The organism is Bradyrhizobium sp. AC87j1, assembly GCF_002936975.1.
GTDB classification, from domain to species: domain Bacteria; phylum Pseudomonadota; class Alphaproteobacteria; order Rhizobiales; family Xanthobacteraceae; genus Bradyrhizobium; species Bradyrhizobium shewense.
This window is the reverse complement of the sequence record NZ_PTFE01000023.1, coordinates 54,196-67,977: the sequence shown is the minus strand read 5'-3', so window position 1 is coordinate 67,977 and position 13,782 is coordinate 54,196. Positions and strand designations below refer to the sequence as shown.

General features: G+C 66.3%; 12 protein-coding genes. 5 read left to right on the top strand and 7 right to left on the bottom strand.

From position 1 onward, the window contains the following. Nucleotides 1–31: 31 nt before the first annotated feature. Genes CV770_RS14745 through CV770_RS14730 form a run of 4 tightly spaced genes read left to right on the top strand, consistent with a single transcriptional unit; the run spans nucleotide 32 to nucleotide 3,370 of the window. A complete protein-coding gene (locus CV770_RS14745) occupies nucleotides 32–547 on the top strand; it encodes a winged helix-turn-helix transcriptional regulator (RefSeq protein ID WP_104462853.1) in 516 nt (171 codons plus the stop codon). A gap of 1 nt (nucleotide 548) precedes the next feature. After that, a complete protein-coding gene (fabF, locus tag CV770_RS14740) occupies nucleotides 549–1,811 on the top strand; it encodes a beta-ketoacyl-ACP synthase II (RefSeq protein ID WP_104462852.1) in 1,263 nt (420 codons plus the stop codon). 43 nt (nucleotides 1,812–1,854) lie between these two features. Continuing rightward, a complete protein-coding gene (locus CV770_RS14735; RefSeq protein WP_104462851.1) occupies nucleotides 1,855–2,487 on the top strand; it encodes a LysE family translocator in 633 nt (210 codons plus the stop codon). Nucleotides 2,488–2,494: 7 nt separating this feature from the next. Further along, a complete protein-coding gene (locus CV770_RS14730) occupies nucleotides 2,495–3,370 on the top strand; it encodes an alpha/beta fold hydrolase (protein ID WP_201759861.1) in 876 nt (291 codons plus the stop codon). Between the two features lie 142 nt (nucleotides 3,371–3,512). Here the strand turns inward: CV770_RS14730 and CV770_RS14725 are convergent, their stop codons facing one another. The 3 genes from CV770_RS14725 to CV770_RS14715 all read right to left on the bottom strand — a co-directional run bounded on the left by CV770_RS14725 (nucleotide 3,513) and on the right by CV770_RS14715 (nucleotide 8,180). Next, nucleotides 3,513–4,397, bottom strand: coding sequence for a 4-(cytidine 5'-diphospho)-2-C-methyl-D-erythritol kinase (locus CV770_RS14725; RefSeq protein ID WP_201759857.1), 885 nt, complete (start codon nucleotides 4,395–4,397; stop codon nucleotides 3,513–3,515). Nucleotides 4,398–4,425: 28 nt separating this feature from the next. Beyond that, on the bottom strand, nucleotides 4,426–6,222 hold the full coding sequence (locus tag CV770_RS14720) for a tetratricopeptide repeat protein (protein ID WP_104462848.1): 1,797 nt from the start codon (nucleotides 6,220–6,222) through the stop codon (nucleotides 4,426–4,428). A 296-nt stretch (nucleotides 6,223–6,518) separates the two neighbouring features. Continuing rightward, nucleotides 6,519–8,180, bottom strand: a complete 1,662-nt coding sequence (locus CV770_RS14715) for an electron transfer flavoprotein-ubiquinone oxidoreductase (protein ID WP_104462847.1) — start codon at nucleotides 8,178–8,180, stop codon at nucleotides 6,519–6,521. Nucleotides 8,181–8,326: 146 nt separating this feature from the next. Here CV770_RS14715 and CV770_RS14710 point away from each other — a divergent pair, with 146 nt between their 5' ends. Further along, entirely contained in the window at nucleotides 8,327–9,133 is an 807-nt protein-coding gene (locus CV770_RS14710) for a uracil-DNA glycosylase (protein WP_104462846.1), read from the top strand. A gap of 157 nt (nucleotides 9,134–9,290) precedes the next feature. Here the strand turns inward: CV770_RS14710 and CV770_RS14705 are convergent, their stop codons facing one another. The 4 genes from CV770_RS14705 to CV770_RS14690 all read right to left on the bottom strand — a co-directional run bounded on the left by CV770_RS14705 (nucleotide 9,291) and on the right by CV770_RS14690 (nucleotide 13,596). Beyond that, nucleotides 9,291–10,799 carry a glycosyltransferase family 39 protein gene (locus tag CV770_RS14705; protein WP_104462845.1) on the bottom strand — a complete coding sequence of 503 codons (1,509 nt, stop codon included), beginning with the start codon at nucleotides 10,797–10,799 and terminating at the stop codon, nucleotides 9,291–9,293. A gap of 220 nt (nucleotides 10,800–11,019) precedes the next feature. Further along, on the bottom strand, nucleotides 11,020–11,877 hold the full coding sequence (gene rnhB / locus CV770_RS14700) for a ribonuclease HII (protein WP_091956344.1): 858 nt from the start codon (nucleotides 11,875–11,877) through the stop codon (nucleotides 11,020–11,022). 73 nt (nucleotides 11,878–11,950) lie between these two features. Further along, nucleotides 11,951–12,406, bottom strand: a complete 456-nt coding sequence (locus tag CV770_RS14695; protein ID WP_091956059.1) for a VOC family protein — start codon at nucleotides 12,404–12,406, stop codon at nucleotides 11,951–11,953. Between the two features lie 23 nt (nucleotides 12,407–12,429). After that, on the bottom strand, nucleotides 12,430–13,596 hold the full coding sequence (locus CV770_RS14690) for a PA0069 family radical SAM protein (protein ID WP_028141670.1): 1,167 nt from the start codon (nucleotides 13,594–13,596) through the stop codon (nucleotides 12,430–12,432). Between the last annotated feature and the right edge of the window lie 186 nt (nucleotides 13,597–13,782).

The window sequence follows — 13,782 nt, the reverse complement described above, 5'->3', positions numbered from 1 at the left end:
ATTTTGCAAGTGACTATCCTACCTTCCCGCCATGCAGCCCAAATCCCCATCGATCCTGGAATGCCCGGTCGGCCGTGCCGTGGAGACGGTCGGCGAATGGTGGAGCATCCTGATCCTGCGGGATGCGTTTCAGGGTGCGACGAAATTCGACGAGTTCTCGCAAAGCCTCGGCATTGCGCCGAACATCCTGTCGCGGCGGCTTGCCCATCTCACCGCATCGGGCATGTTCGTGCGCCGCTGCTATCAGGAGCGGCCGCTGCGTTACGAATACGTTCTGACCGACAAGGCGCGGGATTTCTTCCCGGTGATCGCTACGCTGCTCGCCTTCGGCAACAAGCATCTCGCGCCCAAAGGTGAATCCATTCTGCTGGCGAACCGGAGCGACGCTCGCCCGTTCGATCCGGTCGTTGTCGACGCTGCCGACATGCAGCCGATCACGCTCGCCAATACGGTCGTCGTCGCCGGTCCCCGCGCCAGCCGCGGCATGCGCAAGCGCATCGCTTCACTCAAGGCCATGAACCCGGCCGTCGCGCCGGCTGGAGAGTAACATGCGTCGTATCGTCGTGACAGGAATGGGCGCGGTGTCGCCGCTCGGCTGCGGTGTTGAAACCTCCTGGCGCCGGCTGCTCGCCGGCCATAGCGGCCTGCGCCCGCTGCCCGAATGGGCGCAGGCGCTACCGGCGCGCATTGCCGGACTCGTGCCCGACAAGGCCGACGATGCCGATAGCGGCTTCGATCCCGCGCAGGCCGCCGCGCCAAAAGACCAGCGCAAGATGGACCGCTTCATCCTGTTCGCGCTGCTCGCGGCCGCCGAGGCGATCGCGCAGGCGAAATGGACGCCGCAGGATGCTGCCGCGCTGGAGCGCACCGCGACGATCATCGCCTCCGGCGTCGGCGGTTTCCCTGCGATGGCGGAGGCGGTGCGCATCACCGAGCAGCGCGGCGTGCGCCGGCTCTCGCCGTTCACGATCCCCTCGTTCCTGGCCAATCTCGCCGCCGGCCACGTCTCGATCAAATACGGCTACAAGGGCGCGCTCGGCACACCGGTCACCGCGTGCGCCGCCGGCGTCCAGGCGATCGGCGATGCCGCGCGCATGATCCGTGCCGGCGAAGTCGACATCGCGATCTGCGGCGGCGCGGAAGCCTGCATCGACATCGTCAGCCTCGGCGGCTTTGCGGCAGCGCGCGCGCTGTCGAGCGGGTTCAACGAGGAGCCGGCGCGCGCCTCGCGCCCGTTCGATCGCGACCGCGACGGCTTTGTGATGGGCGAAGGCGCCGGCATTCTTGTCATCGAGGAACTCGAACATGCGCTCGCGCGTGGCGCCACGCCGATCGCGGAGGTGATCGGATACGGCACGACGGCGGACGCCTACCACATGACATCAGGCCCGCCCGATGGCGACGGCGCGCGCCGCGCCATGGAGATCGCGCTCCAGCAGGCGAGCCTTGCGCCGGCAGATCTGCAGCACCTCAACGCCCACGCAACATCGACGCCCGCCGGCGACGAGAGCGAGCTTGGCGCGATCGCCGCGCTGTTCGGCCGCAACCGCGGCATCGCCGTCAGCGCGACCAAATCGGCCACCGGCCATCTGCTCGGCGCCGCCGGCGGCCTCGAGGCGATCTTCACCGTGCTCGCTTTGCGCGACCAGATCGCGCCGCCGACGCTCAATCTCGAAAACCCCGATGCGGGAGCTGAGGGCATCGACATCGTCGCCGGCAGCGCGCGGCCGATGCCGATGCAACACGCGATCTCCAACGGCTTTGGCTTCGGCGGGGTCAATGCCAGCGTGATCTTCCGTCGCACGGGCTAAACGAGAGCCTTGCAATCGCGGCCCGCTCCGTTACCAAAACAGGATGATCGAAACGAATTTCTGGCTGTTCCTGGCCGCAGCCTGTCTCATTGCCGCCGTTCCCGGCCCCGGCATCTTCTACGTCGCGGCACGGACCTTGTCGGAGGGACGCGCCAGCGGCTTTGCATCGACCGCAGGCACGGCGCTGGGCGGGCTGGTTCATGTGGTCGCGGGCAGCCTCGGCATCTCCGCAATCATCCTCGCCAGCGCCGAATTGTTCGCCGCCGTCAAATTCGTCGGCGCGCTCTATCTGGTCTGGCTCGGCATCAAAACTTTTCGGAGCGCCGGCCGCACACTGTCGCTTGAGGGAGAAGCCTTCGGCGACAAGCGCGCGTTCCGCGACGGCGTGCTGGTCGAGGCGCTGAACCCGAAGACCGCCGCATTCTTCCTCGCCTTCATTCCGCAATTTCTCGATCCCGCGGGATCGAGCCCCACGCTGCAATTCATCATGTTAGGTGCGATCTCGGTGGCGTTGAACACGCTCGCCGACGTCGTCGTGGTGCTGATGGCCACCGCAACACGTACGCAGCTGATTGGACGGCCGCATCTGATGCGGCGTCTCACGCAGGGCTCCGGCGTATTCATTGCAGGCCTCGGCCTGTCGCTGACACTGGTGCGGCGGCCTGTGAATGGATAGCGCCCCGATGCTCACCCCGCAAAGCCGCACCTACGAGTCTCATGGCCTGCGGCTGCATTACGCCGATTGGGGCAATGAGAGCGCGCCGCCTCTGATCCTGGTCCATGGCGGCCGCGATCATTGCCGGAGCTGGGACGTCATCGCCCGGTCGTTGCAGCCGCATTTTCATGTGGTGGCGCCCGACCTGCGCGGCCATGGCGATTCCGACTGGAGCAGGGGCGGCACCTACGCCCTGACCGAATATGTTTACGATCTTGCCCAGCTCATCCGCACCATCGCAGCGCCTCAGGTGACCCTCGTCGGTCATTCGATGGGCGGCATGGTGAGCCTGATCTTTACAGGATCGTTTCCCGAGCAGGTCTCGAAGCTGGTCGTGCTCGACGGCGTGACCATGCTGCCGGACACGCCGAAGCCGCCGGCGCATGAGCGCATCGGCAAATGGGTGGCCCAGCTCGACAAGTTGCACGACCGCTCGCCGCGCCGCTATGCGACCCTCGAAGACGCCGCCGCACAGATGGTGCTTCACAACAAGCGTCTCTCCCGCGACCTCGCGCTGCATCTTGCCACCCATGGCGCGCGGCAGAACGAGGACGGCACCTATGGCTGGAAGTTTGATCCCTATCAGCGCGCCTCCGCGCCGCACCGGCTCTGGCCGGACGATCACGTCGCGCTATGGTCGCGCATCACCTGCCCGACACTGCTCTTGAACGCCGGCGAAAGTTTTCTAGCCGGTGCCAGAGCAGCAGGCCTGGAGCGCTATTTCCCGCAAGCGCGCGTCGAGACCATCTCAGGCGCCGGACACTGGCTGCAGCACGACAGGCCGCAGGAGGTGTTGGACGAGATCCGAAAGTTTCTCGGGCTGACCGAGGACTGCGGCGACTAGCTCGACTGCCGTAGGGTGGGCAAAGGCGCGTCAGCGCCGTGCCACGTTCTTGAAAGTGGTGGGCACGCTTCCGCCTTCGCTCTTCGAGCTACGGCGGACAAGTCGCTTTGCCCACCCTACGGCACTGTCGCCGGGGAAATATCTAGCTCAACGTCCCCGCATGCACCCACCAGCCGGGGTGGTCGCGCCGGATCTCTTCGGCCGCGGCATGCGTGTCGGCGGGCGAGCCGTAGATCGCAAAGCACGTCGCGCCCGAGCCGGACATGCGGGCGAGCTTGACGCCGGCGGAGCCACGCAAGGCCTCCAGCACGTCGCCGATGACAGGTTCGATACGCAGCGCAGGCTCTTCGAGATCGTTGGCGACGGTTTCGAGAACGTCGACCCAATCGGCGATCGACCCGCCCTCTTCCGGCCAGGCCGGAGCTCCCAGAACCGAGGTGGCGCCGACCAGGAGTTCGCCGTTGCGCAGGCCCAGCTCCTGGAAAACATCCTTGGTGGCCACAGGCACGCGCGGATTGACCATCACGCAAGGCATGCTCGGCAGTGCGAGCGGCAGCAGCTGCTCGCCGACGCCGGTCATGTCGCAGGCGCGCGAGAGCAGGCACACCGGCACATCGGCGCCGGTCGCGAGCGCGACCTTCTGCAGGCGCGGATCGTCGAGCGACAGATTGTTGAGACGCGCCAGGAGCCGCAGCGCCGCTGCCGCATCAGCCGAGCCGCCACCGATGCCGGCGGCAACCGGCAGCACCTTGTCGAGCGCGAAGGCGCCGAGCTTCAGGTTCGGCACCGCGTCGGCCAGAAGCCTGGCCGCCTTGAAGACGAGATTGTCCGCGGTATCGCCGCAGGCGGCGGCCAGTGGTCCGGTGGTGGCGAGCTTCAGCTCGCCGCCCGGCTCCAATGTCAGCCGATCGGCGCAATCGGCGAACGCGACCACACTTTCGAGATCATGATAGCCATCGGCACGACGGCCCACGACGCGAAGGCTGAGATTGACCTTCGCCCGTCCTTCTTCAATCAACGCCGGCATCGGCGACACGCCCCCAACTTCGCTTAAACTAGCCGCCCTTGCCGTCGTCCTTCTTCTTTTCCGCCTGCGCGGCCGAAGAGTTCGAATTGTCGTCGGCGAGGCCATTGGCGATCTTGGCCTCGATCTTCGGCAGCTCTTCCGGCTCGGGCTTGAGATCGCGCGCGTGCGACCACTGGAATTTGGCTTCCAGCGTGCGGCCGACGCGCCAATAGGCGTCGCCGAGATGGTCGTTGATGGTGGGATCCTCGGGCTTGAGGTCGATCGCGCGCTCGAGGTTCTTCACCGCTTCTTCGTAGTTGCCGATGCGATAATAGGCCCAGCCCAGGGAATCGACGATGTAGCCGTCGTCGGGACGCTGCTCGACGGCGCGCTTGATCATCTTCATGCCTTCGTCGAGGTTCACGCCCTGGTCGATCCAGGAATAGCCGAGATAGTTGAGGACGTGCGGCTGATCGGGCTGGAGCTCGAGCGCTTTCTTCATGTCGGTCTCGGCCTTGGCCCACTGCTTGGAGCGCTCCTCGCAGATACCACGATAATAGTACCAGACGCTGTTGGCCTTGTCGTTGCCGGGCGGCAGCACGTCGACGCCTTGCGAATAGGTCGCGCCGCAGTCGCCGAACCTCTTGCGGCCGCGCTCGATGTTGCCGAGCGCCATGATCGCTTCGAGGTCCTTGGCATCCTCCGATGTCACGCCCTTGAGAATCTTGATCGCCTCGTCGGTGCGGTCGGCGGAATCCAGATCGATGGCAAGCTGGATCTGCGCGTTGCGCTTGAGCGGCGAGGTCGACGGCACGCGCTCATAAACCTTGATCGCCATCTGCGGCCGCTTCACGGACTCGTAGAGATCGGCGAGCGAGAGCAGCGCCAGCGGATGGGTCGGCTGGAGGTAGAGCGAAAGCTGGAGATAGACCAGCGCCAGGTCCTCGCCGCCGCGGCGGGTCAGCGTGGCACCGATGCCGTAGAGCGCCTCGGCAGCGCCGGCCTGGGCGGAATCGGCGAGCGGCGGCATCTTCTTGCCGGCCTTGGTCTCGCGCAGGCCTTCCTGGATCAGCGGATGGCGCGCGAGCTTCTTGTCGAAGGCCTGATAGACGGTGGTCGCGGCGGCGGAATCCTTGTTGCGCGACAGCCAGCGCGCATAGGCCTCGGTCACGCGCAGCATGGAATCGTCGAGCTTGTAGGCGCGCTCGAAGCGGGTGCCGGCGTCCTTCTCCTTGCCGGAGAGCTCGAGGATCATGCCGGCGTGAAGGTCCTTGAACAGCGGGTACCATTCGGGACCTGCCAGCTTGTCGATGGTGGCGACACCGCCCTTGGCATCGCCCGCACCATAGGCGGCCCACCCCGACAGCAGCGTGGCGACGAGATCGGTGATCGGACCGCGGATCGACTGGTTGATGTTGGTCTGCGCGGCCGCGTACTTCTTCACCTTGAGATCATGCACGCCGACGACGAGACGCGCGACGCGGTTGGTCTTGTCGATGGTGAGGACGCGCTCGGCGAGCTTGACCGCTTCGTCGATGTCGCCGTCGGCGACCGACGAGATGAAGGCGCGGTCGAGCAGCTCGTTGTTCTTCGGATCGGTGCGCAGGGCCGAGCGGTAGAAGGCGGCGGCGGAGGCGGCGTCGCGCTCGACGCTGGCGTGGCGGGCGGCGAGATAGCTACCGGCACCGGTGAGCGACTTTAGATCGTTTCGGGTCGGAAACTGCGCCGCCGTGTTCTCCGGGTGATCCGGCGTCTGCGCCAGGACCCTGCCGGGGACGGTCGCGATCGCTGTGCCCATGAGGGCGATGGCGGCAACAGTCCAGCGGTTGAAACGATTTGAAAACATCAGGGCTCGCCTTGAGTTGGTAGTGCCTGGGTTTGCAGCAGAGGGCCGTATCGCATGCGAACGCGGCCGGTGGCATCGGGACCCGGAACCGTCCGGCGGACAATGCCGCTTCTGGCGCTTCGCCGCAAGGATTCGGGCCGGGCGATCCCCTCCGCACGCCTTAAATCAGCCAAGAGCGGTCCCAAGACGCTGCCAGTATGGCCTTATCGTGGCCGCGACCGGTGGCCGCAGCGGTGTCCTCACGCGAACGTGCGCCGGATCACCCTCGTGATCAGGTCCTTTTTGCTCGGCCGGCCCTACATCGCCTCGTAGTTCGGACCGCCACCACCCTCCGGAGGAACCCAGGTGATGTTACCGTTGGGGTCCTTCACGTCGCAGGTTTTGCAGTGGACGCAGTTCTGGGCGTTGATCTGGAAGCGCGGGCTCGAGCCCTCCTCGACCCATTCATAGACGCCGGCCGGGCAATAACGATTCGAGGGACCGGCGAACACGTCGTGCTCGGAGGTCTTTTGCAGGTTCATGTCGGTAACCTTGAGATGGACCGGCTGGTCCTCCTCATGATTGGTGTTGGACAGGAACACCGAGGACAGCTTGTCGAAGGAGATCTTGCCGTCCGGCTTCGGATAGTTCTTGGGCGCGTGGCTCTTGGCCGGATCGAGCGTGGCGCGGTCCGGCTTGGCGTGCGACAGCGTTCCGAACAGCGAGAAACCGAACAGCTGGTTGGTCCACATGTCGAGCGCGCCGAGGGGAACGCCGAGGAAGGTGCCGAACTTCGACCACAGCGGCTTGACGTTGCGGATCCTGAAGAGGTCCTTGCCGACCGCAGAGTCGCGCCAGGCATTCTCATAGGTGGCGACCTCGTCATTGGCGCGGCCTTCGGCGAGCGCGGCGGCGACGTGCTCGGCGGCGAGCATGCCGGTGCCCATCGCATTGTGCACGCCCTTGATACGGGGCACGTTGACGAAGCCCGCGGCGCAGCCGACCAGCGCACCGCCCGGGAAGGTCAGGCGCGGCACCGACTGATAGCCGCCCTCGGTGATGGCACGCGCGCCATAGGCCAGACGCTTGCCGCCCTCGAACACATCGCGGATCGAGGGATGGGTCTTGAAGCGCTGGAATTCGTCGAACGGCGACAGATACGGATCGTCGTAGTTGAGATGCACGACGAAGCCGACCGCGACGCGGTTGTCGTCGTAGTGATAGAGGAACGAGCCGCCGCCGGTGGAATTGTTGAGCGGCCAGCCGAACGAGTGCTGGATCAGGCCCTTCTTGTGCTTGGCCGGATCGATCTGCCAGACTTCCTTGAGGCCGATGCCGAATTTCGGCGGCTCGCTCTTGGCATCCAGTGCGAACTTCGCGATCAACTGCTTGGACAGCGAACCGCGCGCGCCTTCGGCGAACAGCGTATACTTGCCGAGCAGCTCCATACCGCGGGTGTAGGAATCCTTGTGCGTGCCGTCCTTGGCGATGCCCATGTCGCCGGTCGCGATGCCGCGCACCGCGCCCTTCTCGTCATAGAGCACCTCGGCTGCGGCAAAGCCCGGATAGATCTCGACGCCGAGCGCTTCCGCCTTCGGCGCCAGCCAACGGCAGACATTGCCGAGCGAGCCGATATAGCAATGATGATTGTGCATCAGCGGCGGCATCGCGAAGCCCGGCAGCTTGATGCGGTTGTCGCCGAACATCCAGTAGAAGTGGTCGTCCTTGACCTGGGTCTTCAGCGGACAGTCCGGATCCTCGCGCCAATCCGGGATCAGCTTGTCGAGCGAGATCGGATCGATCACGGCGCCGGAGAGAATGTGCGCGCCGACCTCCGAGCCCTTCTCCACCACGACGACGTTGAGATCGGCGTTGAGCTGCTTCAGCCGGATCGCAGCCGACAGGCCCGAGGGGCCGGCGCCGACGATGACGACGTCGAATTCCATGGATTCGCGCGGGGGAAGTTCTTCGGTGCTCATCTGATCTCAGCCCTTGAGACGGTCCTTGGTCATTTGCGCCCTCTTGTTTCCGATTTTTCCGGGTAGGACAACCACGGAAATGCGATTCGCCGGGGTGCAAGGGGGGTGCAAGGCGCCCTAAACTGAACTAATAGTCAGACTTTCCCATGATACCCGAACCCGCACCCACCGTCCGCGAGCTTCTCGCCTTCTATCTGGAGGCCGGGGTCGATTGCGCGCTCGCGGAGGAACCGATCGACCGCCTGGCGGAATTGGATGCCCCGCCGCCGGCCCCGCGCGTGGCGCCTCCGATCGAGGCACCTCGTCCTGTCGCCGCCCCCGCGGCCATGCGCGGCGAGGCCGCACCGGCGCCGGACGTCGCGATTGCCTCCGCACGCGAGGCCGCGCGCACGGCGCCGACGCTGGAAGCGCTGCGCGAGTTGATGCAGAGCTTCGAGGGCTGCGCGCTGAAGCACACCGCGACGCGATTGGTATTTGCCGACGGCAATCCGCAGGCGCGCATCATGTTCGTCGGCGAGGCGCCGGGCCGCGACGAGGACATCGAGGGTCTGCCCTTCGTCGGGCGCAGCGGCAAGCTGCTCGATCTCATGATCGGCGCGATCGGGCTCAACCGCGGCACGGCCTACATCGCCAACGTGATTCCGTGGCGGCCGCCCGGCAATCGCACCCCGACGCCGCAGGAGACGCAAATCTGCCTGCCCTTCATCCAGCGCCAGATCGAGCTGGTGAATCCCGACGTGCTGGTGACGCTCGGCAATCCCTCGACGCAGACGCTGCTCGGAACGCGCGAGGGCATCATGCGCACCCGCGGGCGCTGGTTCGACTACGAGACGGGCGCGCGCACCATCCGCGCGCTGCCGACGTTCCATCCGGCCTATCTGCTCCGCTCGCCGTCCTACAAGCGCCTAGCCTGGCAGGATCTGCGCGCGATCGCCAAGGTGCTGGCGGGCTGATCCTCTCGTGTCCCGGACGAGGTGCGGCACGCAGTGACGCTCCGCAGAGCCGGGACCCAGAGGGCAACACGGTACAATGCGGAGAGATGGATGGGCCCCGGCTCTGCAGCGCACCGCCGAAGAGGCGCTGCGCAGCGTCCGGGGCACGAGACCTATCCTACGTCCCCTTCGGCCGCACGATGGCCCAGCCGACGCGCAGGAGCTGCTGACGACCGGTCACCAGCCATTCGAAGGCGCGCGGGACTTCCGGGACGATGCCGGGAAAGCGTTTGAGGATATCCGGCGGCGGCGTACCGGCGGTATCGGAGGCGCGCCAGACCACGACGCCGCCGGTCTCGCTGAATTTTGCCTGATTGATCCACGGCGTGCGCGCAGGGTCGGCGTCGATGAAGAGATGCGGCCGGCCGGAATGCAGCGTGATCAGGCTCGCAAGCGAGGTCTCGCCGGCCACCGCACGCAGGCGATGGTTGGTGCGGCGGGCAAAGCTCTCGTCGAAGAAGTCCGAGATCGCGCGCGCCGGCATCGAGGTCGCGATCTCGTTAGTGCCGGTCCAGGGCAGCAGCAGGACGGCGAGCACGACGCCGACGGCCGGCGCCACGGCGGCGGCGGCCCACACCGTCCGCAGCATCCGCGTACGGCGCATCGCGATGAGATCGCCCGCTGCGACCACCACGGCAAGCCCGGACACAACCAGCACGACGCCGGCGCCGCCGACGACGGATTCGAGCCCGAGCAGGCCGGAGATGAGCACCGCCCCCAGCGCAGGCGCCAGCGCGAAGAAATAGACGAAGTTGCGCGCCAGCGGCTCGACCGGCGGCCGATAGATGATCGGCGGCTCCTCGCCCTTGCCGGCGAACAGGCCGGCGTTGAGGAAGGTCAGCGCCGGGATCGCGGCGGCCCCGAGCACAAGGCCGCCGAACAGCCAGGCCGCATGCAGGGCGCGGGCATTCAGCTCCGCAACTTGCGGCAGGGCCGGCATCACGAGAGTCTCGGCGCGCATCAGCCAGACTGCATAGGGCAGCGCCAGCACCGCGACGACAACAAGCGCGAACAGCGGATCGAGCGCGCGCAGCGTCCGGCGGCCGCCAGCGGTCGAGACCGCGAAGACGACGAGCAGCAGCAACAGGAAGATCGCCGCGGGCGTCGTCAGCAGCAAGAGACCGGCCTCGATCGACCAGGCGAACCAGGCATTGCCGCGGCGCTGGCCTATGATCTGCCAGGAGTGCAGCAGCAGCAGCGCCCAGAGCGGCCGGGCCAGGACGAGCGGGCCGAAGTCGAGCGCCGACGAGGAGAACGCGAGCACCGTCATGGTCAAGAGCACCGCGAGCACCGCCTGCTGCGAGCCGACCACGGCGCGGGAGAGGTGATAGAGCGCAATGAACGTCGCGATCTCGCAGAGCTCGGCCAGCACATAGACGCCGAACATGTGGCCGCCGGCGGCGCGATAGGCGATGTCGGCGAGCCAGACCGGCAAGGGCGGACCGAGATCGGTGCCGACCTGGTATTCGCGTCCGAAAGCCAGGAGCGTCGCAAGGCTGCCGGGCGGGCTGCGGTAGAACACCAGCGCCACGAACAGCCACATCGCGGCCTGCAGCAGCACGGCGATCCAGACGATCAGCCGCGGCCGGGCGCGAATGAGCTCGATGACCAGGGAGGTAAACCGCATGCAACGTCCGAAAGATGCAGCCAACCCGTCCAGCCGGCCCTATTCGCTCACGAGTACTTTGATAAGGGGCGTCACGCGTTGTGGCAACTTCGGTCTGCTCGTCACGCCCGGCTTGTCCCGCCTGCGCGGCCCGGGCATCCACGTTCTTCGTACCACTTGGCAAGGCGTGGATGGCCGGGTCAAGCCCGGCCATGACGATGCAGAGGCTGTAGGGCTAACTCTAGAGATTCGCCGACGCGTCGATCTCGACGCTGGCTTCCACCGGCACCTCGACCTCGGGGACCGTAAACAAGTCCTGCACCGGTTCGACCGTCCACGGCATGTGCTTGGCACGCGCGGCGGCGACCGGGGCAAAGAAGCGGCGGTGATGAACGGAGGGGCCGAGGCGGTCGAGCGCGTCGAGGTGCTCGGGGACGGCGTAGCCCTTGTGCTGCTCGAAGCCGTAGCCGGGGCAGTCCTGCGCCAGCGCGCACATCAAGCGGTCGCGCGTCACCTTGGCGATGATGGAGGCCGCCGCGATCGACAGCACGATGCCATCGCCGCCGATCACGGCCTCACAGTCGCATTCCGTGTCGAGCCGGTCGCGGCCGTCGACGAAGACGTGCCTCGGCGCCTCCGGCAGTGCCACCACGGCGCGCTTCAGCGCCCACAATGAGGCGCGCAATATATTGTCGCGGTCGATTCGCGAGGGCGAGGCGACGGCGACCGAGACCTGGGCGGTGGCGCAGATCTTGTCGAACAGTTTTTCGCGCTCCTCGGCGGTCAGGCGCTTGGAATCGTCGATGCCGCGCGGGATCCGGTCGGGGTCGAGAATCACGGCCGCGGCTACCACGGGGCCGGCGAGCGGCCCGCGGCCGGCCTCGTCGCAGCCAGCGACCGGCCAGACGCCGCGCTTGATCAGCGCGCGCTCGCGCCGGAAGCTCGGCGGTGCGACTGCGATGATGCCTTTCTTGCCTGCGGGAACGGTCGTTGTTTTGGTCGCAGGCGCTTTGCCGGCCTTGGCGGGCGCTGCCTTCTTCGCAGCGTCCTTCTTTGGCGCGTCTTTGGCCGGTGTCTTGGCGGACTTGTCCCGAATCATGGCGGGGATCGTGCGCAAGCGGCCCGGCCGGCGCAACCGGGAACCCCGCGCAATTCCCGTTATTCAGACCGCCCTATTCCGCCAGGTGCACCCGCCGGTCCTCGCCGACCTCGATGCCGGGTGCGACCACGACCTCCCAGGGATGGCCGTCGGGATCGGCAAAATAACCGGAATAGCCGCCATAATCGGTCTCATGCGCGGCCTTCACGAGCTTTGCCCCCTTGCCGAGGGCAAAGGCCAGCACTGCATCGACCTCCTCTCGGGTCCGACAGTTCCAGGCGATCGTGATGCCGCGGAAGGTCGATGGCCTCGGCTGGTCCGGCAACGCCGCGTCGGCCGAGAGCTGATCCCAGGGATACAGCGCGAGCACCGGACCACCGGTATCGTAGAAAGCGACGGCCTCGCCGGTCGCCTTTAGCCGGCGCGAAAAACCGAGCGCGTCGTAAAAAGCGATGCTGGCGCGGATATCGCTGACGCCGAGCGTGATGACAGTGAGCCGCGGCACCGGCGAGTGAAGTTCCTTGACCATGCGACGCCTCTTCCACTTCCCGATCAGAACAGGCTGAGCTGATCGCCGTTCCGCTTCGGCCGGGCAAAGTGATCGGTCGTCAGCTTGGAGCGCCGCTTGTTGAGGCCGAGCCTGTCGCAGGCGATCTCGAAGCGGCGGCCGATGGTCCAGGCCATTGGTCCGGTGCCCTTCATCCGCTCGCCCCATTTCGCATCGTAGTCGCGGCCGCCGCGCATGTCGCGGATCAGGGTGAAGACGTGGCGATAGCGATCGGGATAGTTTGCCATCAGCCATTCGCGGAAGAGATCGCGCACCTCCAGCGGCAGCCGCAGCAGCACATAGGAGGCTTCCTTGACGCCGGCATGGGCGGCAGCATCGAGGATGCGCTCGATCTCGGAATCGTTCAGCGCGGGGATCACGGGCGCGACCATCACGGTGGTCGGGATGCCGGCGTCCGACAGCTGCTTCAGCGCCTCCAGCCGCTTCGGCGGCGTCGAGGCGCGCGGCTCCATGGTGCGCGCGAGCTTCGGATCGAGCGAGGTGACCGAGATCGCGACCTTGGCGAGGTTGCGCTTGGCCATCCGCGCGAGAATGTCGATGTCGCGCACCACCAGCGCCGACTTGGTAACGATGCCGACGGGATGGCCGGCACGCTCGAGAACCTCGAGGATGCCGCGCATGATTTTGCGCTCGCGCTCGATCGGCTGATAGGGATCGGTGTTGGTGCCGATCGCGATCATCCGGGGCTCATAGCCGGTCGCGGCGAGCTCTTTCTCCAGCAGCGCCGGCGCCTCGGGCTTGACGAACAGTTTTGACTCGAAGTCGAGCCCCGGCGACAGGCCGAGATAGGCATGGGTCGGCCGCGCGAAGCAATAAACGCAGCCATGCTCACAGCCGCGATAGGGATTGATCGAGCGATCGAAGCCGATATCGGGGGAGTCGTTGCGGGTGATCACCTTGCGCGAGGTGTCGACGCCGACACTGGTCTTGAACGGCGGCAGCTCTTCCAGGCTCTGCCAGCCGTCGTCGAAAGCGACGCGCGCCTCGGCCTCATAGCGGCCGCTGGCATTCGACTGTGCGCCCCGCCCTCGCCTGCGCGCGCGGTCGATGGCGACGCCAAGTTCTGGAAAGTCAGAGTCCACACCCGCCGGCTCGGAGGGTGCCTTGACCGGCGGGTGTTTGAGAGCATGAGAGGATGCTGCTGGGCTCATGAAGCCAAGATAGCACGACAACGGAACAAATCAAGAACACAAACAAAAAATGGGAAAACAACCCCATGCAAAGTAGCCGCCCAAATTTCGGGCGCGGTCCTTTGACCTCACGCAACACGCCGGTCGCAACGATTTCGTTTGATGCCGGCCAGGGATCAATCGTCGCGGAACAATGTTGGTGACGAT